The organism is Catenulispora sp. GAS73, from assembly GCF_041262085.1.
GTDB lineage: Bacteria > Actinomycetota > Actinomycetes > Streptomycetales > Catenulisporaceae > Catenulispora.
The window spans coordinates 79,456-104,943 of record NZ_JBGCCM010000025.1 but is presented as its reverse complement, the minus strand read 5'-3'; the positions used below and the strand labels follow the sequence as shown (position 1 = coordinate 104,943).

At 71.3% G+C, this 25,488-nt stretch carries 28 protein-coding genes; 5 read left to right on the top strand and 23 right to left on the bottom strand.

What is annotated here, in order from left to right; all coding sequences use genetic code 11:
- Positions 1-265 precede the first annotated feature (265 nt).
- Entirely contained in the window at positions 266-781 is a 516-nt protein-coding gene (locus ABH935_RS32885; protein WP_194921828.1) for a VOC family protein, read from the bottom strand.
- Between the two features lie 106 nt (positions 782-887).
- On the opposite strand from ABH935_RS32885, the gene ABH935_RS32880 reads away from it, so the two are divergent.
- A complete protein-coding gene (locus tag ABH935_RS32880) occupies positions 888-1,730 on the top strand; it encodes a hypothetical protein (RefSeq protein WP_370381842.1) in 843 nt (280 codons plus the stop codon).
- A gap of 36 nt (positions 1,731-1,766) precedes the next feature.
- Here ABH935_RS32880 and ABH935_RS32875 read toward each other — a convergent pair whose 3' ends face one another.
- The 8 genes from ABH935_RS32875 to ABH935_RS32840 form a co-directional block, all read right to left on the bottom strand.
- The gene (locus ABH935_RS32875) at positions 1,767-3,074 is read right to left on the bottom strand and encodes a Dyp-type peroxidase (protein WP_370381841.1); all 1,308 of its coding nucleotides are present in this window, start codon (positions 3,072-3,074) and stop codon (positions 1,767-1,769) included.
- 8 nt (positions 3,075-3,082) lie between these two features.
- The gene (locus tag ABH935_RS32870; protein WP_370381840.1) at positions 3,083-4,789 is read right to left on the bottom strand and encodes a FixH family protein; all 1,707 of its coding nucleotides are present in this window, start codon (positions 4,787-4,789) and stop codon (positions 3,083-3,085) included.
- Positions 4,786-5,253 (bottom strand): copper chaperone PCu(A)C, encoded by a 468-nt coding sequence (locus ABH935_RS32865; RefSeq protein ID WP_370381839.1) that lies wholly within the window; start codon positions 5,251-5,253, stop codon positions 4,786-4,788. The genes ABH935_RS32870 and ABH935_RS32865 overlap by 4 nt, the downstream gene beginning before the upstream one ends.
- On the bottom strand, positions 5,250-5,900 hold the full coding sequence (locus tag ABH935_RS32860; protein WP_370381838.1) for an SCO family protein: 651 nt from the start codon (positions 5,898-5,900) through the stop codon (positions 5,250-5,252). The genes ABH935_RS32865 and ABH935_RS32860 overlap by 4 nt, the downstream gene beginning before the upstream one ends.
- Positions 5,901-5,939: 39 nt before the next feature.
- On the bottom strand, positions 5,940-6,734 hold the full coding sequence (locus ABH935_RS32855) for a YcnI family protein (protein WP_370381837.1): 795 nt from the start codon (positions 6,732-6,734) through the stop codon (positions 5,940-5,942).
- Positions 6,735-6,846: 112 nt separating this feature from the next.
- The gene (locus ABH935_RS32850; RefSeq protein WP_370381836.1) at positions 6,847-7,545 is read right to left on the bottom strand and encodes a hypothetical protein; all 699 of its coding nucleotides are present in this window, start codon (positions 7,543-7,545) and stop codon (positions 6,847-6,849) included.
- Between the two features lie 166 nt (positions 7,546-7,711).
- A complete protein-coding gene (locus tag ABH935_RS32845; RefSeq protein WP_370381835.1) occupies positions 7,712-8,197 on the bottom strand; it encodes an SRPBCC family protein in 486 nt (161 codons plus the stop codon).
- 17 nt (positions 8,198-8,214) lie between these two features.
- On the bottom strand, positions 8,215-9,000 hold the full coding sequence (locus ABH935_RS32840; RefSeq protein ID WP_370381834.1) for a PP2C family protein-serine/threonine phosphatase: 786 nt from the start codon (positions 8,998-9,000) through the stop codon (positions 8,215-8,217).
- A gap of 240 nt (positions 9,001-9,240) precedes the next feature.
- Between ABH935_RS32840 and ABH935_RS32835 the strand changes: the two genes are divergently transcribed.
- Entirely contained in the window at positions 9,241-10,050 is an 810-nt protein-coding gene (locus ABH935_RS32835; RefSeq protein ID WP_370381833.1) for an SURF1 family protein, read from the top strand.
- Here the strand turns inward: ABH935_RS32835 and ABH935_RS32830 are convergent.
- Genes ABH935_RS32830 through ABH935_RS32800 form a run of 7 tightly spaced genes read right to left on the bottom strand, consistent with a single transcriptional unit; the run spans position 10,013 to position 16,378 of the window.
- Entirely contained in the window at positions 10,013-10,459 is a 447-nt protein-coding gene (locus tag ABH935_RS32830) for a DUF3817 domain-containing protein (RefSeq protein WP_370381832.1), read from the bottom strand. The two genes, ABH935_RS32835 and ABH935_RS32830, sit on opposite strands and share 38 nt — an antisense overlap.
- Positions 10,456-11,100, bottom strand: coding sequence for a hypothetical protein (locus tag ABH935_RS32825; RefSeq protein WP_370381831.1), 645 nt, complete (start codon positions 11,098-11,100; stop codon positions 10,456-10,458). The genes ABH935_RS32830 and ABH935_RS32825 overlap by 4 nt, the downstream gene beginning before the upstream one ends.
- Positions 11,097-12,638: a DUF58 domain-containing protein gene (locus ABH935_RS32820; RefSeq protein WP_370381830.1), complete on the bottom strand. Its 1,542-nt coding sequence runs from the start codon at positions 12,636-12,638 to the stop codon at positions 11,097-11,099. The genes ABH935_RS32825 and ABH935_RS32820 overlap by 4 nt, the downstream gene beginning before the upstream one ends.
- Positions 12,635-13,717 (bottom strand): AAA family ATPase, encoded by a 1,083-nt coding sequence (locus ABH935_RS32815; RefSeq protein WP_370381829.1) that lies wholly within the window; start codon positions 13,715-13,717, stop codon positions 12,635-12,637. Before ABH935_RS32815 ends, ABH935_RS32820 begins: the two co-directional genes overlap by 4 nt.
- A gap of 32 nt (positions 13,718-13,749) precedes the next feature.
- Positions 13,750-14,289 carry a hypothetical protein gene (locus tag ABH935_RS32810; protein WP_370381828.1) on the bottom strand — a complete coding sequence of 180 codons (540 nt, stop codon included), beginning with the start codon at positions 14,287-14,289 and terminating at the stop codon, positions 13,750-13,752.
- The gene (locus tag ABH935_RS32805; RefSeq protein WP_370381827.1) at positions 14,289-15,326 is read right to left on the bottom strand and encodes a DUF4129 domain-containing protein; all 1,038 of its coding nucleotides are present in this window, start codon (positions 15,324-15,326) and stop codon (positions 14,289-14,291) included. Before ABH935_RS32805 ends, ABH935_RS32810 begins: the two co-directional genes overlap by 1 nt.
- Positions 15,323-16,378, bottom strand: coding sequence for a hypothetical protein (locus ABH935_RS32800; RefSeq protein WP_370381826.1), 1,056 nt, complete (start codon positions 16,376-16,378; stop codon positions 15,323-15,325). Before ABH935_RS32800 ends, ABH935_RS32805 begins: the two co-directional genes overlap by 4 nt.
- Positions 16,379-16,589: 211 nt before the next feature.
- Between ABH935_RS32800 and ABH935_RS32795 the strand changes: the two genes are divergently transcribed.
- On the top strand, positions 16,590-17,027 hold the full coding sequence (locus tag ABH935_RS32795; protein WP_370355300.1) for a CBS domain-containing protein: 438 nt from the start codon (positions 16,590-16,592) through the stop codon (positions 17,025-17,027).
- Positions 17,028-17,160: 133 nt separating this feature from the next.
- On the opposite strand, the gene ABH935_RS32790 is transcribed toward ABH935_RS32795, so the two are convergent.
- The 7 genes from ABH935_RS32790 to ABH935_RS32760 form a co-directional block, all read right to left on the bottom strand.
- Positions 17,161-18,075, bottom strand: a complete 915-nt coding sequence (locus tag ABH935_RS32790) for an ABC transporter substrate-binding protein (RefSeq protein ID WP_370381825.1) — start codon at positions 18,073-18,075, stop codon at positions 17,161-17,163.
- Positions 18,076-18,303: 228 nt separating this feature from the next.
- Complete coding sequence (locus tag ABH935_RS32785) at positions 18,304-18,699, bottom strand: rhodanese-like domain-containing protein (RefSeq protein WP_370381824.1); 396 nt, start codon at positions 18,697-18,699, stop codon at positions 18,304-18,306.
- The gene (locus ABH935_RS32780) at positions 18,696-19,226 is read right to left on the bottom strand and encodes a cysteine dioxygenase family protein (protein ID WP_370381823.1); all 531 of its coding nucleotides are present in this window, start codon (positions 19,224-19,226) and stop codon (positions 18,696-18,698) included. The genes ABH935_RS32785 and ABH935_RS32780 overlap by 4 nt, the downstream gene beginning before the upstream one ends.
- Positions 19,227-19,465: 239 nt before the next feature.
- Positions 19,466-20,386 carry an ABC transporter substrate-binding protein gene (locus ABH935_RS32775; RefSeq protein ID WP_370381822.1) on the bottom strand — a complete coding sequence of 307 codons (921 nt, stop codon included), beginning with the start codon at positions 20,384-20,386 and terminating at the stop codon, positions 19,466-19,468.
- 47 nt (positions 20,387-20,433) lie between these two features.
- Positions 20,434-21,111 carry an ABC transporter permease gene (locus ABH935_RS32770; protein WP_370381821.1) on the bottom strand — a complete coding sequence of 226 codons (678 nt, stop codon included), beginning with the start codon at positions 21,109-21,111 and terminating at the stop codon, positions 20,434-20,436.
- Positions 21,108-21,758 (bottom strand): ABC transporter permease, encoded by a 651-nt coding sequence (locus ABH935_RS32765; RefSeq protein ID WP_370381820.1) that lies wholly within the window; start codon positions 21,756-21,758, stop codon positions 21,108-21,110. Before ABH935_RS32765 ends, ABH935_RS32770 begins: the two co-directional genes overlap by 4 nt.
- Positions 21,758-23,002: an ABC transporter ATP-binding protein gene (locus ABH935_RS32760; protein WP_370381819.1), complete on the bottom strand. Its 1,245-nt coding sequence runs from the start codon at positions 23,000-23,002 to the stop codon at positions 21,758-21,760. The genes ABH935_RS32765 and ABH935_RS32760 overlap by 1 nt, the downstream gene beginning before the upstream one ends.
- 155 nt (positions 23,003-23,157) lie before the next feature.
- On the opposite strand from ABH935_RS32760, the gene ABH935_RS32755 reads away from it, so the two are divergent.
- Positions 23,158-24,288: an NAD(P)H-dependent flavin oxidoreductase gene (locus tag ABH935_RS32755; RefSeq protein WP_370381818.1), complete on the top strand. Its 1,131-nt coding sequence runs from the start codon at positions 23,158-23,160 to the stop codon at positions 24,286-24,288.
- Between the two features lie 294 nt (positions 24,289-24,582).
- Entirely contained in the window at positions 24,583-25,470 is an 888-nt protein-coding gene (locus ABH935_RS32750) for an aminoglycoside phosphotransferase family protein (protein WP_370381817.1), read from the top strand.
- Positions 25,471-25,488: the final 18 nt, after the last annotated feature.

The window sequence follows — 25,488 nt, the reverse complement described above, 5'->3', positions numbered from 1 at the left end:
AGACTATCTGGTGGTGTGGCTCACGGGTTTCGCATTGGCCTGGAGGTCCCCGAAATTGATGGGGTGGGTCATCGGATGTTCGGCGGAGGTTCCGGGCCCGCATCCGGCGCCTGGACGCGGACGGCGTCGCCGGCGTCGTTGGCGACGGCGCCGCGGCCGTCCGGGATCGCCGGATGTGTGATTGGTCTCAAAACGAAACACTGAGCGGTGTGCGCGCGGGCGCGCCTCGGCGGCGCGCCCGGTTTATACGGTTCCGCTGGATCTGTCAGGGCACGACGACGTGCGAAATCCCGACCCCGCCCCGGGTGTCGGCGCCGTACCGCTCGATCTCCTTCTTCAGATCCAGCGGCAGCGTGAAGGAGCCCTCCGGCAGCTGCGCGTCGCCGACCCGGTCGGCCGGCACCAGCCACGACATCTCGAACTCCAGGCCGTCCGGGTCGTGCGCGTACAGCGCCTTCGTGGTCCCGTGGTCGCTCGCGCCGACCAGCGCGCCGTGCGTCTTCAGGATCTCCTCGAAGCGCGCCAGCTCCGTCAGGGTGTCCACCTCCCACGCCAGGTGGTACAGCCCCACCCGGGAGCGCCCGGCCTCGGAGGACCCGGCCTGCGAGCCGATCGCGAACAGGCCCAGGTCGTGGTCGTTCGTCGAGCCCGGCGCGCGCAGGAAGGCGGCGTTCGGAGCCTGCGTCAGCACCTCGAAGCCCAGCAGGTCGCGGTAGAACGCCACGCTGCGATCCAGCTCCCGGACGAACAGCACGGCATGGTTGAGACGGGTCACAGGCATTGTTCGACTGCTTTCTTCCGGAACGGGCGACCTCCATCGTCGCCGGACGCTCTACACTGCCGCAAGCGCGGATCGGCTGCACGGCAGGACGACCTGGGGGAGTGCGTTGAGCGAGGGTGGACTGCCCGGGATGGGCCTGAAGCTCGGACCGGAAGTGCTGCGGGTCTCCGACGGCGTGTGGTACTCGGCCACCGGCGCCGACGGCCGCACGCTCGGCGTGCTGCGCTTCGATCCGGCCCGGGTCAAGGCGGCCGGCGGCGTCCAGCGCCTGGTCGAGCGCACCGTCGCGGCGCGCGGCGGACTGCTGCCGGGCACCCTGCCGGTGCTGGACCTGGTCCAGGACGCCGGCCTGATCTGGCTGATCACGCCGGTGGTGCCGGAATCCGCGGACGCCGCCCGCACTGTCGAGCTGCTGCTCGGCACGACGCCGGTGTCGGCCCCCGGCGGCGTCGTGAACGGCCACGGGACCCAGGTGCCTGCGAAGAAGGACCTGAAGGACGGCCTGCCCAGCCGCATCATCCGCACCCTCGTCGGCCTGGTGCTGGTCGGCGCGGTGCTCGGGGCCGCGGCGTTCGCGGCGGTGAAGCTGAAGGAGAAGAAGCCCACGACCCCGGTGCAGATCTCCAGCATCTCGGTGCACAACTTCGCCCCGGTGCAGCCCTCAGGCATCTGCGACACCTCGGTGGACATGGTCGCGGAGCTCACGACGAACGGCGGAACCGGCGTCGTGGACTACGAGTGGGACATCCCGGCCAAGAACCACACGACGCAGGCCGTCGCCGGGACGGAGACGGTGAGTGGCAAGTCGCCGAAGGTGCATCTGGCGTGGCAGCTGAAGCTGTCCGGGAGCGGGACGGTGACCGCGACGTTCCGGATCACCAATCCCGAGGTGCTGGCGGCGGGGGCGGAGACGGCGAGCGCTGGAGATCTGAAGTATCAGTGTCCGTAGTTCTGTGCGGCACCCCCACACCGAACAGGAGCGCCGTCAACCTCCCGCCGCCTCCAGCAAAGCCTGCCCCAGATAGCCGTCACCCCGCGCCGCCGGCACCATCGCGAACAAGGCGCTGGTCTCGTGCGTGGTGAAGCGGTTCAAGGCGTCCATGTCGCGCGTCAGGTGCTGCTGGACCGGGATGAAGGCGCGCCCCGGGTCGGCCTGCCAGGCCAGGAACAGCAGGCCGGCGTCCGGCTCGCCGTCGGGGGTGAGGCCGTCGTCGTAGCTCAGGCCGCGGCGGAGCATGGCGGCGCCGCCGTTGTTGGCCGCGGCGGCCAGGCGGATGTGTGCGTCGCCGCGGATGGCGAGGGAGCCGTCGGGGTTCTGTGCCGCGAGGTTGACCGGGGTGTGCTCGACGCCGCCGGACAGGGGAGCGCCGGTGGCCTTGTGCCGGCCGATCACGCGCTCCTGCTCGGCGGTGGTCTGCGCGTCCCACGAGGTCAGCAGCATCCTGATACGCCGGAAGACGAGGTACGAGCCGCCGCGCATCCAGGTGGTCGCGGCGTCGGGGGCGACGTAGACCTTGCTCGCGAAGTCCGGCTGCGCGGCGGTCGGGTTGTTGGTCCCGTCGAGCTGGCCCATCAGGTTGCGGCCGGTCGCGGTGGGATCGGGCGAGGAGCCCGGCGCGCGCGAGAAGCCGGACATGATCCAGCGCGGCTTGGCCGTTCCGGCGGCGAGGCGGGTGAGCGTGCGCAGCGCGTGGAAGACGACGAGCGCGTCGTCGGCGGCCAGCACGACGCCGAGGTCGCCGTCGCTGCGCGCGGGATCGAGCTTCTCGGCGCGGAAGGCGGGCAGCGGCGCGAGCTGCGGCGGCCGGGAGGCGGGATCGAGGCCGGCCTTGCCGAACAGCGAGGGGCCGAAGCCGACGGTGATGGTGAGCGAGCAGGGTCCGCTGCCGAGCGCGGTGGTGTCGGCGTCGCCGCTCGGGGTGCGGCCGGCGGTGAGGTCGGCGATGGCGGTGGTCCAGGTTTGCATCAAAGCTTTGAGATGACCGGCGTCGGCGCCCGGGACGAGGTCGAACGCGGCGACGGTGCCGTGGCCCTGCTGGGTCGCGGGGACGGAGATGCCCGCCTGGTGCGGGAAGGGGGTGGCGACGGTTGTGGTGCCGAGGCCCGCGACGAGGCCGCCGGTGGGATTCGCGGAGTGCCCGTTGCCGCTGCCGTTGTCGTTGAGGAGAAGCGCGGAGGCCGCCGCACCGACCGCCACGCCACCGATGCCGGTGGTGCCGACGGTGAGGAAGGAACGGCGGCTGGGCCGGGTGCGGGAAGCGGCGGTCGGGGATTCAGTGCTGTCTTCGATCATTGATGTTCTCACTTGCCCACGGCGACGTTCAGAATGACCGTCGCCTGGTCGATGTCGGTGGTCCGAACCGTCACCAGCACCTGCCACGCGCCGGACATCGGCACCAGCACGTTGCTCGCGGTGTGGTGCCCGGGCCCGGCCGCCTGCAGGGTGATCTTGATCGGCCCGAGCTGCTGCGCCGGCAGCGCCAGCGAGGCGTCGACCTCGGGCACCGACTCCGGCTTGCCGGTCTTGTCCAGGACCGTGATCTGCAGCTGGTCCGCGCCGACGCGTGCCGGGTCCAGGGCGACGTCGACCGTGCCGGTCCCGTTGGCGGACCCGGTGTCGAACGGGGACGAGACGGTCACCGGACCGGCCTTCGGCGCCGGCTCGGAGGCCGGCTGCGACTCCACGAGCAGCGCCGTCACGGCCAGCACGACGATCGCCAGGCCGAACTCGGCGGCCACCGAGCGCCTCAGCCGCGCCAGATCCGGCGACGACGCCGCCAGGATCCGCCGCGCCAGGAAGCCCAGCGCGATCAGGACCAGGAAGATGCTGGACTTGATGATCAGCATCCGGCCGTAGTCGGTGTTGAACAGCGGGTCCCAGTGCCGGACCTGGCGCCAGCCCTGGTAGACGCCGGTGGCGGCGAGGACGCAGACGGCGGTGAAAGCCGTGGTCGAGAAGCGGCGGACCAACTTCAGCCGTGCCTCGTCGTCGATCCCCGCGACCCGCGGTCCGAGGACCGAGGCGGCCAGCGCGGCCAGCCCGCCGATCCACGTCGCCATCGCCAGCAGGTGCAGCACGTCGGCCGGCAAGGCCAGCGCGACCTGCGAGCCGGTGCCGGAGTGGTCGGCGATGGACCAGGTCGCGGCCAGCGCGACGGCGACCGCCGCCCCGAAGCCGCCGGCAGCTTGGCGAGTTCGTACCGAGGCTTCGGCGAGCCGCGTCGCGATCCACGACACCATCACCCCGGCCGCGCCGAGCAGGATCAGGCGCCAGGCCAGTGCCGTGCCGAGCCGGGTGTGCAGGGTGGCGCGCAGGACGTCCACGTCGAACGTGCGGCCGAGGCCGAACCCGCCGCCGTAAGGACCCTGCAACAGCAGGCTCGCGACGGTCCCGACCAGCAGCGTGAACCAGCCGCCGCCGATCAGCAGCCGCAGCCGGCGGTCGGGCGCCAGCTTCGGCGCGAAGGCGATGAGCAGCAGCGAGCCGCCGGCCAGGGCGGCGAAGCCGAGGTAGGCGAGCCAGCGGGCGACGCCGTAGACGACGCCGACGGTGCGCGATCCGCTCGGCGCGGCCTCGGCGCCGCCGGAGTTCGGTGCGGAGGTGGTGCCGATGGAGAACGTCCAGGCGCCGCGCACCGGATGGGAGTCCGCTGAGATGACGCGCCAGGAGACGACGTAGGTGCCGTTCTTCAGGCCGGACTTCAGGGGCACGCTCGCGGTTCGCGGCTGGCCGGCGAGGTGGTCCGCCGAGCCGATCTCGACCTGCGATCCGTCGGGGGCGAAGACGCGCAGCGCGCCGAGTTGGAGCGACACGGCCTCGTTGTAGGTGACGGTGACGCGGGTCGGGGCCGTGGGGAGCACCGCGCCGTCGGCCGGGTCGGTCGAGACCACGGTGGCGTGCGCGGAGGCGGCGGGCGCGACGGCCAGGCCCCATACGCACAGGACCGCTGTCAGGACTGCGACGACGCGGCGGCGTATGAGGCCTTTGCCATGGGCGCTGCTGGTCACTGGCCGGGTGCCGGGTCGAGGATCCCGATCACCGGCGCGGTCACGGTGATCGGCCCGGACGCGGCGAACGTGAACGTCAGCCGCACCGTCGTCCCCGGTTTGAGGGGGCCCGGATCGTCGATCATGAGGTGGTTGCCTCCGGGGGAGAAGTCCAGGCTGCCGTGCGCGGGGACCGGGGCCGAGGAGAGGGCGACCATCAGCGCGCCGTTGGTGGTGTGCATTGTGGCACGGCCGGTGGAGGCCGTGACGCCGGTGAGCGTGTCGTCCCCGCCGCCCTTGTTGGCGATGGTGAAGTACGCCGCCGCCTCCGCGGGGTTGGCCGGCTCGCGCACGTAGGCGTCGCTCACCGCCAGCTTCGCCGAGTGCACCTCGGCGTCGCCGCCGGACCACAGCAGCAGGCCGGCCCCGGCGGCGAGCACCGCCACCGGCGCGACCAGCGCGCCGGCCTTCAGCGGGAGGTTCATGACAGCAGTGTGATGTCGTGGGCGATGTCCTTCGGCGCGACGCCGGAGAGCCAGACGACGTGCGCGAGGCCGTCGGTGCCGAAGGCGTTGACCTGGGTGCCGTGGTCCACCTCGACCGAGCCGTCCGGGTTCTTCTTCGGCGGCTCCACCGGCGTCGCGGCGAGCTTGGCGGCGTTGTCGACCTGCGCCACGGTGCCGGTCAGGCCGATGAAGGAGGGGTCGAACTTGCCCAGCCAGGCCTTCATCACCGGGCCGGTGTCCCGGTCGGGGTCGGTGGTGACGAAGACGACCTGGACCTTCGCGCGGGTGTCGGCGGGGATCAGGCGCAGGGCCGAGGCCAGGTCGGCCATCGTGGTCGGGCACTCGTCGGGGCAGTGGGTGTAGCCGAAGTAGACCAGGGTGAGCTTGCCGGCGGCGTTGGCCTTCAGGTCGTAGGGCTTGCCGTTGAAGTCGGTGAGGGTGACCGGCGGGATCGGGGTGGGGATCCCCAGCTCGGTGCCCTTGTACTTGGACTGCTGCGAGGAGACCTGGGAGGCCTGCGCGACCTCCTGGGAGGGGCTGGCGCAGGCGGTGCTGAGCACGGCCAGCGCCCCGATGGCGGCCGCCATCGGGACGAGGCGTGCGATCCGCGTGGATCGCGGGTTCATTTCTTCTTCTCTCCGGGTCGGGATGTCGGGAAGTCGGGGTCAGGAGGGCTGGTTGTTCTTGCGGCGCAGGGCCACGATCGCGGTGCCGAAGCCCAGGACGCCGATGCCGAGGCCGGCGATGCCCAGGGTTCGGGCGGCTGAGTCGCTGGTGCCGGCCGCCTTCGCGGTCGCGGCGGTGTCGCTGTTGGCGTCGGCGGCCAGGCTGACTGAGGGGGCAGTGGTCGGGGCGCCGGTGGCGGTGCTGCCGGTGGTCGTGCCGGTGCCGGTATTAGTGCCCGTGCCCGTCGCGGCCGCCGGGGTCAGGTGCAGCACCGGCGCCGGGTGGCCGGGTTCGGGCTGGCCGGGCTGCTGGACGTCGATCCAGCGCACGACGGTGCCGTCGGAGTAGGTCTGGAGCGCTTTGAAGACGATCTTGTCGGTGTCCTTCGGCAGCGGGCCGAGCGAGACGTCGAACTCCTGGAACTGCCCCGGGTCGATCTTGCCGCCGGTCCAGACGATCTTGGACACGGCCTGCGTGACCTGGCCGTCGTCGGTCTTGATCGGCGTCGCCAGCTGGCTGGTGGTCGCGGTCGCGGTCCACCCGGGCACCGGCCGTACCGAGACCGAGGCGATCGGGTGGTCGACCGGGATGTCGACCTCCAGGCTGGTGGTCGAGGCGTTCGCCTCCTCGTTCGGGACCCGGAAGGAGACCTTGGCGTAGCCGCCCTGCGGTTCGGTGTTGGGGTTCACGGTCACGTGCGCTTCGGCGGCCGAGGCCGCGGCGACCAGCGAGACGACCGCGGTGGCGAGCAGGACGGTGGTCCGGCGCGTGCCGGAGGTGAGCTTCGTGGACATGCCTATCCAGGGGATGGGCCACGCGGTTTTGGGCGTGGCGGATCGATGACGGTGTGGGGAGGCCGCATCGCGACAGGCGTGCTTGGGAAGCTTCGATGAGTCCCGACGCGTGTCAGGCGAACGCGGCGGCCGTCATCGGCGGACCGCGCCGCGCCAGGTCGAAGCGCAGGAGCCGGTCGGGACCGACGCGGAACGGGGTCCGCGTGGCGATCGCGACGGCGTGGCGCGGAGGCGTCCACGCCACGAGCGCGACGACCAGCAGCACCAGCGGCGCGATCAGGGCGAGGCCGAGCGTCCGGGCCAACGACCACACCGCCGCCTCGCCGCGCCGCAGCCACCAGGAAGCGACCAGCGCGGCGACGACGTGCGCGGCGAGCATGCCGCCGGTCATCGAGTGTTGCGGCGGGGCGGCGGGCATGGCAATGTTCTGCATCACCTGCGTGACGCCGGCCGGCTCGGCGTGTCCGCACCAGAACTCGCCGCGCGGCGGCATCGCCATCGGCATGGTCATGGGAGCGGAGCCGCGCTGCGCGGCGGCGAAGAGCTCGTGCAGGCCGACCTGAACGCCGGCCATCAGCACGAGGATGGTCGGCAGCCCGAGCTCACGCTGCGTGAGCGGCGCCACGACCAGCACCACGGCCGCCCCGCCGACGAGGAGCGCCCACACAGGGATCGCGCCGACGGAGAACGCGTCGTGACCGACCGCGCCCACGAGCACGCAGAGCGCCGCGAAGACCACGGCGCGCGCTGCGCGCAGGGTCGTCGGCTGCGGTGGCTGCGGTGGTTCGGCGGTCGGCATGGCACCAGACATGGTGCCAGGCGGGGGCGCGCGGGACGGCGGCGGGGTCAGGGTTTCGGCCGACTCGTTCTTTCACCCCGCCCCATCCGGGGGTCACACCACCCTCGGCTCAATGATCCCAGATCGTCAAGGCCCGAATGAAGTACTCGCGCGCCTGAACCGCCCGATCGGCGCAGCGCTACGCAGCCGCCAGCATCCGATCCAGCCGCCCCAGCGCTCGCCGCGTCGCCAGCGCGATCCCCGGGGCCGAGGCGCGGATCGCCGCAGCGGTCGGGAGTGCCGCGTCGATGGCCATGGTCCAGGCGACGCGGGTGCCGGCGGGGGTGTCCAGGACTGCCCACTGCTCGGCCATGGCGCGGATGCCGGGGACGGTGGTGCGCTCGATGCGGTACGCGTACCTGGTCGGGGTGTCCCAGGCGAGGATCTGCTCGTGGAAGGCCACGCCTCCCAGCAGCTTCACCCGGCGTTTCGTGCCGACGCCGAAGGGGCCCGGGCCGCCGTACTCTGCCTTCGCCACTGCGCCGTACCAGCGCGGGAGGTCGGCCACATCGTGCGCTATGGCGTCGAAGACCGCTTTCGGCGCGGCGGTGAGCGTGCCGGCGAAGGACAAGCGGATCGGGGCCGTGTTCAGGAAGTCGAGGTCTACCGGTCGCGTCGCGTACATGCGCTTACTTTAGGTGCTCAGCTTATGCGACTGACCAGCAGAGCCCTGTCGTCCCCCGCGTACGCCTCGCCGGGCAGCAGCATCAGGTGCCGGCACACCGTCTCCGGCGGCTCCGCGCACACCAGCTGCGCCGCCATGCGCAGCCGCTCCATGCCGTCCTCGATGTCGTCGCCGGGCTTCTCGACCAGGCCGTCGGTGTACAGCACCAGCGTGTCCGAGGGCACCAGCGTGAACTGCGCGACCGGGCGGTGCTCGGTCTCGCGCACGCCGAGCGGCAGGCCTTTGGCCTGGTCCAGCCAATGCGTGACGTACGCTCCCGCGCGCTCGACCACCAGCAGGGGCGGCGGGTGGCCGGCGCCGCTGTAGCGGACGCGGCCGGTGGCGCGGTCCAGGACCAGGACGCAGGCGGTCGCGGTCGTGTCGTTCGGCAGGTACGCCGACACGAAGCGGTCCAGACGCCGCAGGATCTCCGCCGGGTCGTGCGTGTCCAGGGCGTAGGCGCGCAGTGCGTTGCGCAGCTGGGCCATCACCACGGCTTCGCCGAAGCCGTGACCGGCCACGTCGCCGATGACCCAGGTGACGGTGCCCGGGACGGGCTCGAAGACGTCGTACCAGTCGCCGCCGACGTTGTGGTGGCGGGCGGCCGGGACGTACTCGGCGGCCGTCACCAGGCCTTTGACCTCCAGGACGGAGGGGAGCAGGGAGCGTTGGAGGCGTTCGACGATGCGGGCGTCGTCGTCCTTGGGCGCGCGAGGACGCCCCGGCGCGGCCGCCTGCTGCGGCCGCGGTTCCTGCGCGTGCACGTCACCTCCAACGCGGGGATACCGGCTCCGGCGTATCCGAAAGCCCAGTTCATTGTGCAGGATCATGGTGTCGCCGCGCCGTGGTGACCACCGGGCGTCGGCATGGCGGCATCGAGACCGACACCGTCCGTCGTACTCAGAGTATTCCCTCCGTGACTCACTACGGAGTAGGAGCCGCGCTTTCGTGCCGAAAAGCGACCCGATTCTTACCGCTCTCACAGCCGTGGGAAGCTGGGGACGATGAAGTACCGCTTCCTGTTCCGCCCCGCCTGGCTCGCGGCGATCACGGCCCTGATCGTGCTCACCGCGGCCTTCGTCGGCCTGGGTATGTGGCAGTGGTCGCGGGCGCACCGCACGCACAAGCTGAGCCCGCAGGCCGCCGCGGCGTACGTGACGCCGGCCCCGCTGGCCCAGCTCCTCAAGGACGGCTCCCCGGCCACCGACGACGCCATCGGGCACGCGGTCAGCGTCTCCGGGGTCTTCGACGGCGCGCACCAGCTCCTGGTGCCGGACCGCCGCTTCCCGGACGGCCCGATCGGCTACATCGTCATCGCCCCGCTGAAGCTCTCCGACGGCGGCGTCGTGGTCGTCAGCCGCGGCTGGTCGGCGCAGCGGATCATCCCGCCGCCGACCCCGTCCGGCCAGGTCACCGTCACCGGCTGGCTCTCCGCCGAGGAGCCCGCCGACGGCGCCCCGCCGGACGCCGCCGACGCCGCCGCGAAGGATCCGGCGCACCTGATCGCCTCGGTGGACGTGGCGACACTGGTGAACACCTGGCCGTATACCAACCTGGACCAGGCCTACGTGAACGAGCTGACCCCGGGCGCCGGAGACCTGACTCCGATCCCGGCGCCCGCACCGCCTAACACCTCGTCCTGGTACATCCTCAACGTCGGCTACACGTTGCAGTGGTGGTTGTTCGGTGTCGTCGGCCTCTGCTGGTTCATCATCTACGTCCGCCGCCTGGCGAACCCGGTCGAACCCGAGGAAGACGAGGAAGACGAGGAAGAACTCACTCAGCCTGAGCAGGCTCCGGCGACGGCTCCGTAGCGTCCCCGCCCTGCGCGCCGACCGCGACCGCGGTCTTGGTCCGCGCCGCCTTCGCCGCAGTCTTGGCCTTCTTCTTCGCCGCGCGCTCCTGCGCCTCGGCCAGCAGCCGCTGCGTGTCCTTGACCACGATGCGCTCGTAGTAGAAGGCCAGGAACGGCACCACGCCGACCAGCAGGATCAAGATGGTGCGGATCGGCTTGTACCGGGCCCGCAGGCACAGGTCGAGCGCCACGATCAGGTACAGCATGTAGCCGTAGCCGTGGATGATCGCGACCGGCTTCTCCAGCGTCTTGTTGTGCGCCCACAGCTGCAGCGGGATGACCACGAAGGTGAGCAGCAGCAGCATGGTGCCGGTGAACAGCGCCATCACGCGGTAGCGCTTGATGGCACCGGAGGTCAGCGTAGTCATTCGGAGGACCTGTCCTGGTTTCGGCGTTCGGTTCCCCGCGAGCCTACTCGCCGTTCCTCGGCGCTCCCGAAGGCGGTCGCCAATGCGGCGCCGACCGCTGCCGCCGCGGCGATCGCGACCAGGACCGGCCGGTACGCCCCGCTCGACGCCGGCAGCGCGACCAGCGCCGTCGCCCCGGCGATCAGCGCGGCCAGCGTGATCAGGAACACCGGGGAGGCGGTCCGCCGCAGCACTCCCGGCGGGATGGTGAGCACGTCGGTCAACAGCAAGTAGCCGGCCAGCAGCACGGCGTCGACACCGGCGGCCCACGCCTGCGGCTTCTCGCACGCGACCAGCACCACGAACGCGCCGACCAGCAGCGTGTTGCGATGGACCGTCGCCACATGGTGGATGCGCATCGACGTCAGGACTGGCCGGCCGGTGTACGGCTGCGCGAGGGCGGAGAACACCACGACGCAGAAGGCCAGCTCCAGGACCGATTCCGCCTTCGGCGGCCAGGACCACATCGGCACCCGGGTGCCCATCACGGCCATCACGATGCCGTAGGCGGCCCAGAACAGGGGGCTGACGAGCAGGCCTTCGACGAAACCGCCCCCGCTGGAGTCAGTACCACCAGCGCCGCCATCGCCGGCCGCACTCATCGCGCCCTCCCGGCCAGCGGAGCCTGCTGCAACGGAGCCAGCGCCAGATCCAGCGGCTCGATCCCGTCCCACGTCACCACGGGCACCCCCAACTCCCCGAGCACGAACCGCACCGCCTGCCGGTCGAGCCGCCACAGCCGCAGCGCCAGCGCGTCCAGGTGGTCCGGCTTGGCGCCGGTGGTCGGCGCCGGCTCGTGTGCCAGCACGTCGATCACCACCAGCGGGTGCCCGCGGTCGGCGAGCTCGCTGATCGCCTCGACCACGCCGGGGTCCAGCAGGGGGCTGAAGACGTAGACCATCGCCCCGCGCGGCAGTACACGCGTCGGCAGCCGGCTCAGGCCGCCGATCTCGTACGTGAAGTCCTTGCGCAGGTCCATGACCGTCTGCGCGATCCGGTACAGGTATCCGTTGCCCGATCCCGGCGTCAGCCACTGGACCCGGCCGGACAGTGTGACCAGGCCGATCCGGTCGTGCGCCTTGAGGTACGCCTGGGCCAGGCCCGCCGCGCCGCGCACCGCGGTGTCCAGCGTCGAGCGCGGGCGCGGGTTGTCCGGATCCGGCGGCTGCGGCAGGTCGGACAGCGCGTCCACGACCACCACCGCCTCCGCGGCGCGTTCCGCCTCGAAGGTGTTGACCTGCAGCTCGCGCCGCCGGGTGGTGGCCGGCCAGTTGATCCGGCGCTGGCGGTCGCCGAACACGTACGGCCGCACCTGGATGAACTCCACGCCCTCGCCCGGCGTGCGCGCCGAGTGCTCGCCGAAGCGGTCCGGGAAGCGCACCGGGGCCAGCGTCGTGTCGTCGGGGGCCGGGACCGGGAAGGCCTCGACCTCGCCGAGGCCGGCCTGCAGCGAGGTGAGCCGGAGTCCGGCGGTGTCGTGGACGTCGATCGCGACCGCGCCGAGCGACCACCGGCCCCAGCGCGGGACCAGCAGCTTCACGGTGATCACGCCGCCGGTCAGCTCCAGCGACTCCAGCGTCACGCCGGAGGGCGCCGGGGCCCCGCCGAAGTCGTGGTCGTCGCGGGAGCGCGGCGGCAGGTACTCCTGGCGGGTCCAGCCCGCCGCGGCGTCGGCGGCCAGCCGGATGGTCGCGGTCAGCGTCTCGCCCTCGAAGCAGCGCCGTTCCGGGACGTCGACCTCGGCGCGGAGCCGCTTGGGGTGCGTGCCGCCGTGCGCGGTGAGCATCAGCAGCGGCACCGCGGCCAGCGGCACACACCACCACGCGCCGAAGACCACGGCCGGGACCACCGCGCAGACGGCGGCGGTCAGCAGCCGGGCGGCGCGCAGGGAGGGGCGCCAGACGGCGGGGGCGGTCGAGGCGGTCGAGGCGGTCGAGGGTGCGGTGCCGGGCTTGGCTGCCGAGCCCGGCTTCGGCGTGGCCGTGGTCGGCGACGACAGAGAAGACAGGGAAGACAGGGAAGAGATGGATGCCCGCGGTGCGCCGACCGAGGCCGCAGCCGAGTTCGAGGCGCGGGCCGCGGCCGCTGCGCCGGGGTTCGGCGTCGCGGCGCCGGCCGAGCTCTGCGGCGGCTCGCTCATCGGTGCGCGCCGGCCGACTTCTGCGCCGGCTCCTGAGCCCGGCTCGGCGCGGCGCCGCCGGTGCCGTTCGCGCTGGCAGCATTAGCACCGGCACCGGCCACGGCGTCCTGCTGCCGCGGCAGCGTCCGCGGCGTCGGCGTCGCGGCCAGCAGCGAGGCCACGACCTCGTCCGCCGACACCCGCCGCACCCACAGCTCCGGCCGCAGGGTGATCCGGTGTGCCAGCGCCGGGACGGCGACGGCCTTCACGTCCTCGGGGATCACGTAATCGCGCCCTGACAGCACCGCGCGCGCCCGCGCCAGCTGCACCAGCGCCAGGCCGCCGCGCGGGCTCGCGCCGACCTGCACCTGCGTCGCGGCGCGGGTGGCGTTGACCAGGGCCACCACGTAGTCCACGACGTCGGCGGAGACCTCCACCGTCTCCAGCGAGGCGCGCATCGCCAGCAGCTCGGCGGCGTCGACGATCCGCGCCAGCTCCACCTTCTCGGCCCGGCGGTCCAGGCGGCGCAGCAGCATCGCGGCCTCGTCGGTCGGCGGCAGGTATCCCATCCGGACCCGCAGCAGGAACCGGTCGAGCTGGGCCTCCGGCAGCGCGTAGGTGCCCTCGTACTCGATCGGGTTGTCCGTGGCCAGCACCACGAAGGCCGGGTCCAGCGGGTGCGACTTGCCGTCCACCGACACCTGGCCCTCGCCCATCGCCTCCAGCAGCGCGGCCTGGGTCTTCGGCGGCGTGCGGTTGATCTCGTCGGCCAGCAGCAGCTGGGTGAAAACCGGGCCGGGCCGGAACACCATGTCGCCGCCGCGCTGGTCGTAGAACGGGGCGCCGGTGACGTCCGAGGGCAGCAGGTCCGGGGTGAACTGGATGCGGGTGAAGTCCAGGCCCAGGGTGGTGGCGAAGGACCGGGCCATCAGGGTCTTGCCGAGCCCGGGCAGGTCCTCGATCAGCACGTGGCCGCCGGCCAGCACGCCGAGCAGGACCAGCTCCAGGGCGGCGCGCTTGCCGACGACGGCCTTCTCCACCTCGTCCAGCACGGCGAGCGCCTTGCGGCAGGTCTGCTCGGGGGTCAGGTCGTCGGACATCGCGTCTCCTCTGGTCTGGTCTGGCTGCCCGCTCACATCCGCTCCAGTCGCTCGATCAGCTCGGCGACCGCACGGACCGGGATCTCGGCGGGCCTGCCGCCCGGCGGGTTCGCGCCCGCGGCGGCGGTGGTACTCGTGATCGCCGCCGGATCGACCAGCGGCCACAGATCTGTTCCGATCAGCTGCGCGGCGGCCTGCGGGTTCCGGTACAGGTTCACGCCGTGCTTCTCGGCCACGCGCGCCGCCGCCAGCCGCGTCAGCTCCCTGCGCAGCCCGCGTTCGTAGCCGCCGCGTTCGCGGGTGTTGCGGAGCATCGAGCTGTACCAGGCCACCCCGATGTAGTGGCGCTCCAGCACACGCTCGCGGACCTCGGTGTCCATCCCGAGGGTGCGGCCGGACACGGTGTACCAGGCGCCGATCGCGATGGCCGCGACGCAGGCGCCGAGGGCCGGGCCCAGCCAGCGGGTGCCGAGGACCAGCTCGGCGACCGAGCCGACCACGGCCGTCATCGCGACCAGCGCGACGCCGATCGCGATCCACCGGCGGCGCTCGACGCCGGACAGTCCGTCCATCAGCCCCTCCCGGTGGTCTGTGTCGATGCCGATGCTGATCCTGATGCGGCCGCCGCTGCAGCCGTGGCAGCCTTGGCTTGCGCTCTCGCGGCTTCCAAGGATTCCGCGCGCACCCGCAGATGCTCGGAGATCGTCCGCAACGCCTCGCGCGCCGCATCCCGCTGGCTCTCGGCGATCGGGTGGTGCGAGAAGCGGGCCTCGCGGAACAGGTCGGTGAGGTTGCGCGCGGGCTCCTCGGGGATGAGCTGCGCCCCGGTGACGCGGCGCAGGAACTCCTCGGGAGTGTCGGTGGCGCGCCGCAGTCCGCCGCCGGCGCTGACCGCCAGCTCCATCGCCGAATAGCAGGCGATCACGGCTTCGCGGGCGTCGCCCTCGTACTCCAGCGCTTCAGCCCCGGCCGCGACGGCCTCGGCGAGCTGTTCGAGCTCGGGGACCAGCGACTCGAAGTCGATCGTCTCGACCGGCTTGCTCAGCCAGCGGCGTGACAGCAGCCGGATCAGCATGAAGGCGACCAGTGCGACCGCCGCCGCGATGATGAGGATCAGCACGGTGTCCACGATCCAGGCGGCGATCGACGCGCCGGGGCGGCCGGTGGCCGGCTTCAGCGTCACGCCGGGGTCGATCTTGGGGGTGCGCGTGCGGGATCCCGAGGGATTGGGGGCCACCGGATACGGCGGCGGAAGCTGGGGTTTGCGCCCGAGGAACACCAGGCCTATCGGGGTCAGGACGGCGGCCGCGGCGAGCAGCACGGCGGTGGCCGTGCCGGCCCGGTGCAGGACGCCGTAGCCGTCGTCCCGGTGCTTGGCGAAGTTCGTGGCCACGACGACCAGGACGATCACGGCGCCCAGCGCCATGGCCGGCCGGGCGCCCTCCCACAGGCCGGTGCCGACGCCGGGGTTGAGCGGGCCGTCGTGCCGGGCCGCGACCGCCATCGCCGCGACCGCGAGGACGACCACCGCGGCCGGCAGCCAGCGGCGAGGCCTGCCGGGGGTGCTGGACTTGGCGGGGTTGCTGGGCTCGCCGGGATTGCCCGTCATGCGGTTCCGGCGTTCTGCTCCGCGGCGCGCTTGGCGCGGATCTTCGCGGCCTGCCGGGCCAGCGCGTGCTCCAGGCCCCGGTCTATGTGCCCGCCGACCTGGCGGACCTCCTCGATCTCGGCGCTGGCGGCCTGGTGCACCTCGGACGGGATGGTCTTCAGGTTGGCCGGCAGGGCCTTGACCGCCTCCCACAGTGAGATGTCTTCCATGCCCATGGCCAGTTCGGTGTGCTTGCGCATCAGGGTGACCAGATGGCGCCGGCGCATGTGGGCCAGGCTGTCAGCGGCCTTCAGCGCGATCGCCCAGATCAGCAGGTTCAGCACCGGGACCGCGATCAGCCAGGTCGCGTAGTGGATGTTGTCCGCGGTCAGCCAGGACGGCCGGTGGTGCATCCGCTCGGCGGAGTGCTTGACCTGCTGTTCCATCCAGGCCGGGAAGCCCATCACGGTCGCGGTGCCCAACGAGGTCAGCGCGAACGGGATGCCTATGTACGCGCCCCAGCGCGGCCAGGTGGTCGTGGCCTGCAACCGGTGGCGCAGCCGCATGAAGGGGCACGGGAACAGCACCGACGCCAGGTTGCCGGCGGCGATCGGGGCCAGCGGCAGCTCGGCGATGATCGGCCAGTTGTGCTTGACCCAGTGGTGGTCCTTGGTCAGCAGGATCACCAGGCCGGCGACGCCGAAGGCGAATCCGGCCTCGAAGATGTAGAGGACCTGGTTGCGCACGCGCAGCATGCGCGCCGGGTCGCCGCCGCCGGACAGGACCCTGATGGCCCACTCGGGCTCGGCGGCCAGCTGGTTGGTCAGCGAGGCGTCGGCGACCGCGGTCAGCACGGTGGTGACGATCAGGGTCAGCGGATCGCGCACCTGGTGCCCGAAGGGGTCCCAGTACAGGAAGGCGCCGGTGGCCAGGCCCATGCCCATCGAGGCCAGCATCCCGAACAGCCAGTCCGGCCACACCCTCAGCACGCGGATGAGCTCCCGGGGGAGCGTCACCTTCGGCGCCGGGAGCGGGTTGGCTCCGGCCAGGGCCGTCGTGACGGCCTCGGTCATGGTGTGGCTCCCCCCTGTCGCGCCCCGTGAAGGCTACTTCATGGCTCGCCAAGGGAGGATAACCCGTTTGGGCGAGCCACGGCGGGTGATGGGGCCTCCGCGATCAGTAACCCGTCTGGCAGATTATGACAAAGCGGCCAGGCCCGGCGAAGACCAAGCTGGTCGGGGACAGCTCTGTCTTCTCGGTGCGGTTGCCCCAGCAGGAGGATGTATGGTCACGGTCCGCGATGTGATGACCGAGGCACCCAAGTCGGTGCTGGAATCGGACAACCTGGTGCACGTGGCCCGGGTGATGCGCGACGAGGACGTCGGCTGCGTGCCGGTGGTCGACGGCGCGGGCAAGCTGCTGGGCATGCTCACCGACCGCGACCTGGTCGTCGAGGCGATGGCCGCGAACGACGACCCGACCGTCCGGCAGGCCGGGGAGATGATGCGCGGCGGGATCCACACCGTCGACGCCGACGCTCCGGTGACGAACGCGGTGGAGACCATGGGCCGGCACCGGATCCGGCGGCTGCCGGTGGTGTCGGGCGGGAAGCTGGTCGGCGTGGTCGGGGTCGCGGATTTGGCCAAGAATTTGCCGACCGCGGCGGTCGGCGAGCTGATGGCGCTGATCTCGAAGTCGGGCCACAAGGACAAGCTGCCGTAAAGCGGTCAGGTGGTTGATTCGGGGGTGGCCTGAGAGCGTGACCCCTGGAATCGGTCCGGGCCGGAGGTGAACGTGTCGCCTCCGGCCCGGACCGTCGTTGTGCTCGTGCTCGTGCTCGTGCTCGTGCGAAGGGCTACTTGCCCAGGCCCACGGACGCCAGCCACGTCTTGGCCACGTCCGAGGTGTCCTTCTTCTCGGTGACGACCTGCTCCACCAGCGAGGTCAGCGTCGTGGTGTCCAGCTTGGCCGAGACCGCGTTCAGCGCGTCCACGCCGGCCTGCGGCAGGTTCTTCTTGTCCACCAGCGGGATCACGTTCTGCACGCCGAACAGGCCCTTGTCGTCGTCGAGCACCACGAAGCCGTTGGTCTTGATGGCCGGGGTGGTGCTGTAGAGGTCGACGACCTGGGCGTCACCGTGCTGGAGCGCGGAGACGGTCTGCGGGCCGGAGTTGTCCAGCGCCTTGAAGTCCTTGAAGGTCAGCCCGTACTGGGACTGCAGGCCCAGCAGGCCCTGCTGCCGCGTCTTGAACTCCGGCGCCGAGCCGATGACCAAGTCCTTGGCGTAGGGGCCGAGGTCGGAGATGCTCTTCAGGCTGTCCTTCGTCGCCAGCGCCTGGGTGACCACGAGCGAGTCGTTGTCCTGGGCGGCGGCCGGCTGCAGGATCTCCAGGTTGGCGGGCAGCTTCCCGCTCACCGCGGAGTCCACGGCGGACTGGGTGGTCTCGGTCGCGGTCTTGTCCAGGTAGGCGAGCAGGGCGCCGTTGTACTCCGGGACGACGGTGATCGAGTCCGACTTCAACTGCTGGAACAACACGTCGCGCTGCCCCACGTTGGGTTTGCGCTCCACGGTGATGCCCTTGGCCTCAAGTGCCTGGGCGTAGATCTCCATGAGCAGCACGTTCTCCGGGAACGCCGCCGAGGCCACGACGACCTTCGAGCCGCTCTTGGAGCTCGACGAGCAGGCGCTCAGGGCGCCGGTGGCGGCCAGGGCGAGCGCGAGTGCTCCGCCGACGACCCGGGTCTTGGAACCAGTAGTGCGAAGTTGCATGGTTATTCCCCTCCAGACACATAGACATGTCGAACGTAGCAACCGCCGCCGACAGCGGCAGCCTTCCCACAAAGCCGTTTCGAGACCTTTTCGAGACCGTTTGTGGCTGCGACCGGCCCGGTCTGGATCAAGATGCTGTGGCCGAGGGTTCAGTGGCGTATCGGCCATCCGCGTTACACGGTCGGGTGATGCGTGGTCGAGCTGGGTGCGGGCGTGGCCCCGACCTGCCTACGGCAGCGCCGGCTTGCCGCCCGGTTCGGTCGGCAGCCCGGCGGCGGCCCAGGCGCGGAAGCCGCCGACCAGGTCGGTGGCGTGCGTCAGGCCCAGCAGCTGCAGGTCGCGGGCGGCCAGGCTGGAGGCGTAGCCCTCGTTGCAGAACACGATGACCCGCGACTCGGCCGTGACGCCGGGCAGGCGCCACTCGCTGTCCGGCGAGAGCCGCCACTCCAGGTGGATGCGCTCGACCGGCAGCGCGCCGGGGATCTCGCCCTCGGCCTCCCGGTTCGCGAACGGCCGGATGTCGATCAGCAGCGCACCCTCGCCGCGCAGCGCGTCGGCATCCTCCGGCGTGACGCGCGTCAGCCCGGAGCGGGCCTTCTCCAGGAAGGCGTCCACGGAACTCAAACCAGGTCCTCCAGGCTCTCGTACTCCCGGGTGGGGAGCAGCGGGGGCGAATAGGCGTGCACGGTCGCGGCAGGACCGATACCCGATTGCCGGACGCTATGCGCGCGATCGCCGCCGAATCCCAGACCGTCACCGACCTGTAGCTTCCGTACCCCGATGGGCCCGCCCGGGTACCGGTGCTCCTCCTGCACCTCGCCGGTCAGCACGGCGAACGAGCCGGCGGCACCGCCGTGGTCGTGGGGCCGCGTCCCCTGCCCGGGCAGCCAGCTGAGCAGCCACACCTCGACCCCGCGGGTCAGGGCCAGCCGCGTCCACCAGCGCTGCGGCTCGGTGTACCGCACCAGCGGACGGAGGCGGTCGGCGTAGGCGCCGCCGGCCAACGCCGCGGTCAGGTCCCTGAGCTGCGTCGGGGTCCACAGGGGGCGGTCGGGGATGACGAGGTCGCGCAGAAAGGGATCGGCGACGTCGTAGTCGAGGTTGGCGCCGAGGCCGAGGTCAGGCGTGGGCGTCTGCAAAGCCGAGGACATGTCTGCTCCGAGGTCCGGGATGTGAGGTCGAGGTCGGGAAGGCCTCGGTACACATGCAGGACGCCACGCGCAGCAGGTCGACCGGGCGGTCGGACCAGGCGAGCAGCGGAGCGGACATGCGCAGATGCTGACACGTGTGGGCGCTGCCGTGGCGGAGGCGCCCGGGATGTGGACGCGGGCGCGTCTCATGGGGTGTCGGATGGCGGACGCGGGGTGTCCGGGATGCGGACAGCAGCCGCCTACCGCAGCTTCGCCGCCTTCAGCCAATCATCCGCGACCACATCGATGTCCCGCTTCTGATTCATCACCTGCGCCATCATCCCCGCCAGCGCCGCCGTGTCCAGTTTCGCCGACACCTCGTTCAGCGTGGCCACCGCGACCGGCGTCATGCTGTCGCGGTATGCCAGCGGCGTCACGTTCTGGGCTGTGAACACCTGTTCGGGGTCGGTCAGGACCTTGAAGCCGCGCGAGGTGATGTTCGGGTCCGTCGTGAACAGCGTCGCTACCTGCACTGAGCCGTCGGCGAGGGCTTTGACCGTGATCGGGCCGGCGGTGTCGAGGGAGGCGAAGCTCTTGAACGTCAGGCCGTACTTGTCCTTCAAGCCCGGGAGGCCCTGGTAGCGCTCCTTGAACTCCGGGGGTCCGCCGATGCTCATCGAGGGTGCGTAGGGCGCCAGGTCCGCGATCGAGGCCAGGTGGTCCTTCGCGGCTGTCGCGGCCGTGACCACCAGGGCGTTCTTGTCCTCGGCGGGGGAGGAGTCCAGGATCTCCAGTTTCGCGGGCAGCTTCGCCCGCAGCTCGGCGTTGATGTCGGCGGTGGTGGCGGCGCGCGTCTTCGAGTCCAGGTACGCCAGCAGCGCGCCGTTGTACTCCGGCAGCACTGTCAGCGAACCCTGCTGTACCTGCTGGTACAGCACCTCGCGGCTGCCGACGTTGAACCGGACGCCGACCTTCACACCCTTCGCCTTCAGCGCCGAGGCGTAGATGTCGGCCAGCAGCACGTTCTCCGGGAAGTTGGCCGAACCGACCGTCACCTGGCCCTTCTTCGGGCCGGGGACCAGGGGGTTGCCGCTGGTGCAGGCGGTGATCGCGAGTGTGGCCGCGGCCAGAGCGGTGGCCGCGGCCGTCGTCGACAGCAGGGTGCTGGAGGTCTTGCTCATGCGGGGCGTCCTTCGTGCGTGCTGAAAGCCGGCCCCCCTGCTTGGCGTTAAACGGTCTGTTTCTTCTGCCTCAATCCCGGAGACACCAACAACTTCCGCAGGACCGCGAAGAACACCAGGTTCAGAATCGCCGCGATCACGATCAGGATCGCGCCCCCGGCCACCATCCCGTAGTCGGTCGTCGCCAGGCCGTCGATCACGAACCGCCCCAGTCCCCCGAACGAGGAGTACGCCGCGATCGCCGTGTTCGCCACCGCGTTCACCGCCGCGAACTGGAACCCGGTCAGGATCAGCGGCAGCGCCGCTGGCACCTCGGCCCGCCACAGCACCTGCCACGGCCGCAGGCCCATGCCCTTGGCCGCGTCGGTGAGCTGCGGGTCGACGTTCCGCACGCCCTCGTAGGTGTTCAGCAGGATCGGCGGCACGGTCAGCGCCACCAGCGGGATCATCACGGCGCGGAACTTCACGCCCATGACCACCACCAGCAGCACCACCAGGCCCAGCGTCGGCAGTGCGCGGGCCACGTTCGCCAGCGAGGTGACCAGCAGCCCGCCGCGCTTGACGTGCCCGGTCAGCAGGCCCAGCGGGAAGGCGATCAGGGCCCCGATGAGCACCGCCTCCACCGAGTACTCGAAGTGCTGCAGGAACCTGGTCGGGATCCCGTCGGACCCGTGCCAGTTCGCCGCCGTGGTCAACCAGCCCCAGGCCTGGCTCAGGACGTTCACGCCGACCTCCGCTTGTTCCACGGCGTGAGCAGCCGCTGGGTGACCACCAGGAGCAGGTCGCAGGCCAGGGCCAGCGCCACGATCACCACGATGCCGGTGATCGCCAGGTCCGACCGGCTCAGCTGCGCCGCCGCCGTGAACAGGGCGCCGAACGCCCCCACGCCGATGACCGTGCCGACGCTGACCATGCTGACGTTCCCGACCGTCGCCACCCGCAGCCCGGCCATGATCGGCGGCACCGCGAGCGGCAGGTCCACGGCGATCAGGCGGCGCGCGCCGGTGTAGCCCATGGCCACCGCGGCCAGGCGGACGTCCTCGGGGATCCCGCGCACGCCCTCGACGATGTTCGGGACCAGCGCCGCGAGGCTGTAGAACGACAGCGGGATGATGACCGTGGTCTGCGTCAGTCCGGTGGAGGGGACCAGCAGCACGAACAGCGCGATGGACGGCAGCGAGTAGATGACGGTCAGCAGCCCGACCACCGGCGCGTAGATCTTCGGGAAGCGCACGCACAGCAGCGCCACCGGCATCGCCAGGATCAGCCCGAACAGCACCGACAGCAGCGCCATCGTGAGCTGCTGCTGGATCAGCGAACCGTATGTGCCCAGATAACTGGGGATGTGGGGGAACAGGCCCGCGGACCTCATCAGACGGTCTCCGGGTTTTCGCCGGTGCCGGTGTCTGGAACAGCGTCGCTGATCTCGGAAACAGTGTCGCCGATCCCCGAACCGCCGATCGGCTCGGCGTCCGGGCTGTCGCCGCGGATGGCCGCCGGAGTGCTGCCGTCCTGCGCCGCTCTGATCGCCGGCACCAGTTCCTCGACGGACGCCACGCCGATGACCCGGCCGCCGTCCCCGACGCCCACCGCCCGGCTCGACGGCGACAGGATCGCCGAGTCCAGCGCCGCGCGCAGCGAGTCCGTCTCGGCGTCGAACGTGTGCCCGTACGACGTCAGGTCCCCGACCGGCACCCGGCTCAGGTCCCCGTCGGCCGGCACCTGGTCCGCCGGCAGCCAGCCCAGCGGCTTGTGCTCGCCGTCCACGACCAGCAGCCACGGCTGCGAACCCCGGCGCGCCAGCACCTCGGCGGCCGGGGCGTCGAACGCCACCACCGGCTCGGGCCGCAGCGGCACGCCGGAAGAGGAGAAGAAGGACAGCCGCCGCACTCCGCGGTCCACTCCCAGGAAGCTCTCGACGAACGCGTTCTTCGGATGCGCCAGCAGCTCGGTCGGGGTGTCGAACTGCTCCAGCACCCCGCCGGTGTTCAGCACCGCGACCTTGTCGCCGAGCTGGATCGCCTCGTCGATGTCGTGGGTGACGAACAGGATCGTCTTGCTCAGCTCCGACTGGAGCCGCAGCAGCTCGGTCTGCAGGTCCTTGCGGACCACCGGGTCCACGGCGCTGAAGGGCTCGTCCATCAGCAGCACCGGTGGATCGGCGGCCAGCGCCCGCGCCACGCCGACGCGCTGCTGCTGGCCCCCGGAGAGCTGGAACGGGTAGCGCTTCGCGTGGGACTCCTCAAGCCCGACGGTCGTCAGCAGCTCCATGGCCCGCTCGCGCGCCTTGTCCCGGGACCAGCCCAGCAGCCGCGGCACGGTCATCACGTTGGCCAGCACCGTCCGGTGCGGGAACAGCCCGGCGTTCTGGATCACGTAGCCGATCCCGCGCCGCAGCTCCGGCGCGGACTTCGACCGCACGTCCACCCCGTCGATGAGGATTTCGCCGCTGGTGGGGTCGATCATCCGGTTGACCATCCGCAGCAGGGTGGTCTTGCCCGACCCCGACGGACCGACCAAGACCGTGATACGGCCGCTCTCGGCGGTCAGGTCGGTCGCGGCGACAGCCACCGTCCCGTCCGGGTAGGTCTTTCCGACCTGCACGAAGGAAATCACCCCGCGAGCCTAGCCGCTCGGTCCGTCAAAGGTCGGTCAAGTACAGGCGAGTACAGGCAAGCTCCACGATGCGAACAGTGCCTGTCTCATTCTTATTATGATCCGCATACTAGAACCTGTTGCAGTTTTGCGCGCGTGCCCCTACCGTCCGCACCATGCGAACCCCGCTCTCGGCATCCCTGGGCCTCGAATTCCCCCTGTTCGCGTTCAGCCACTGCCGCGACGTCGTCGCGGCGGTCACCCGGGCCGGGGGCCTGGGCGTCCTGGGCGCCGTCTACTTCACCCCCGACGAGCTGGAGACCGAGCTGCGCTGGCTGGACGCGCACACCGACGGCAAGCCGTACGGCGTCGACGTCGTCATGCCGGCCTCGGTCTCCACGTCAGTGGACGAGGTCTCCGCCAAGGACTCGGCACGGACGAGCATGGAGGAGACGCTCAAGTCCTACATCCCCGCTCAGCACCGCGACTTCGTCGAGGGCATCCTCGACAAGTACGAGGTGCCCGAACTCCCCGCCGACGGCGACCACAGCCACCAGCTGCTCGGCTGGACCGACGCCACCGCGCGCCCGCAGGTCGAGGTGGCCCTCGACCACCCGATCGCGCTGCTGGCCAGCGCGCTGGGCCCGCTGCCCGCCGACATCGTGGAACTGGCGCACCGGAACAACGTGCGCACCGCGGGCCTGGCCTCCAGCGCCCACCACGCGCGCAAGCAGGTCGACTCCGGCGTCGACATCATCGTCGCGCAGGGCACCGAGGCCGGCGGCCACACCGGCGAGATCTCGACCATGGTCCTGATCCCCGAGGTCGTCGACGCGGTCGGGGACACGCCGGTGTTGGCCGCCGGCGGCATCGGCAACGGCCGCCAGGTCGCCGCCGCGATGGCGCTGGGCGCGCAGGGCGCCTGGACCGGCTCGATCTGGCTGACGGTCGCCGAAGCCGACACCGATCCGCGCGTGGTTCCCAAGCTGCTCGCGGCGTCCTCGCGCGACACCGTCCGCTCCCGCGCCCTGACCGGCAAGCCGGCCCGCCAGCTGCGCACCGACTGGACCGACGCCTGGGAAGGCACTGATTCCCCCGGCACGCTGCCGATGCCGTTGCAGTACATGCTGGTCTCCGAGGCGCACCGCCGCATCGCGCGCGCCGGGCGCACCGAGCTGATGGGGATGCCGGTCGGGCAGATCGTCGGCTCGATGACCGACGTACGACCGGTGCGGGAGGTGATCTACCAGCTGGTCGAGGAGTACGCGGCGGCCGTCGAGCGGCTCGGCGCGATCACCGACGCGTGACGGCCGCGTGACGACCGTTGCGTGACAACCGACGCATGACAGACGTCTGCTGACAGACGGCGCGGCTGTTCGCGACTGCGAACGCCCGTAAGGGGTAGAGGCGGAAAATCATCCACATCCGCCGATAACCGTGCGGTCACCGCCTGTCACGCCGTACTCTGCGAACTGGCACCGGTGACCCCTGCGGTCGCGGTGCCCCAACCGGTCGCGCCGAGGGCAGACGCGAACGGGGCACCGGGGTCTCTTTCCGCGCTCTAGAGGCCCCGGTGTCGGCTGTTCGTCTAACGTGAGCCGATGGGCGACTTCGTATATGAGCAGAGCCTGGTCCAGGCCTTGCTGCGGGAACAGCACCCTGATCTGGCGGACCTGGAGATCCGGGACGTCGCCGGGGGTTGGGGCAACCAGCAGTTCCGCCTCGGAGACGAGTTGGCGGTGCGGCTGCCGCGCTACGGCGAAGCCCCGTTCCAGTTGCGCCAGGAACAGAAGTGGCTGCCGGTGTTGGCCGAGCGGCTGTCGCTGCCGGTTCCCGTGCCGGTGCGCATCGGAGAACCCTGCGAGCTGTTCGAGCACCCCTGGACGGTGATGCGCTGGGTCGAGGGTGAGCCAGCCGATCAGACGCCGATCACCCGCGCCGAGTCGGCGGAGAGCCTGGGGGCCTTTCTCAGTGCGCTGCACCACGACGCCCCCGCGGATGCTCCGGCCTATCCCCGGCATGCCGGTCCCAGTGCCGTGCAGCCGGGGGACTTCGAGCGGTGGCTCGACAAGATCGAGGGCCATCCGAGCGCCGACGACGCGCTGAAGGTGTGGCAGAAGGCTGTCGCGGCGCCGGTCTGGCAGGGCGTGCCGCAGTTCCTGCACGGGGATCTGCATCCGGCCAACGTGATCGTCCAGGACGGCGCGCTGGCCGGGGTGGTCGACTTCGGGGACATGGGGGCCGGCGATCCGGCGATCGATCTGTCGGCGGCCTGGATCCTGTTGCCCGCGGGTTCCGCGAACCGGTTCTTCGAGGTCTACGGACGCGCCGACGAGGCCGGCATCGCGCGGGCCCGCGGCTGGGCGGTGCTGCGGGCCCTGAATCTGATCGCGATCGGCCGGGCCGGGCGGCTGGGCAAGCCCGGGGGCAAGCCGACCTGGGAACCGGCCGGGTACGCCACGTTGGAGCGTGCGCTGGCTGAGGTTTGAGAGCTGTCGGCAGAGCTG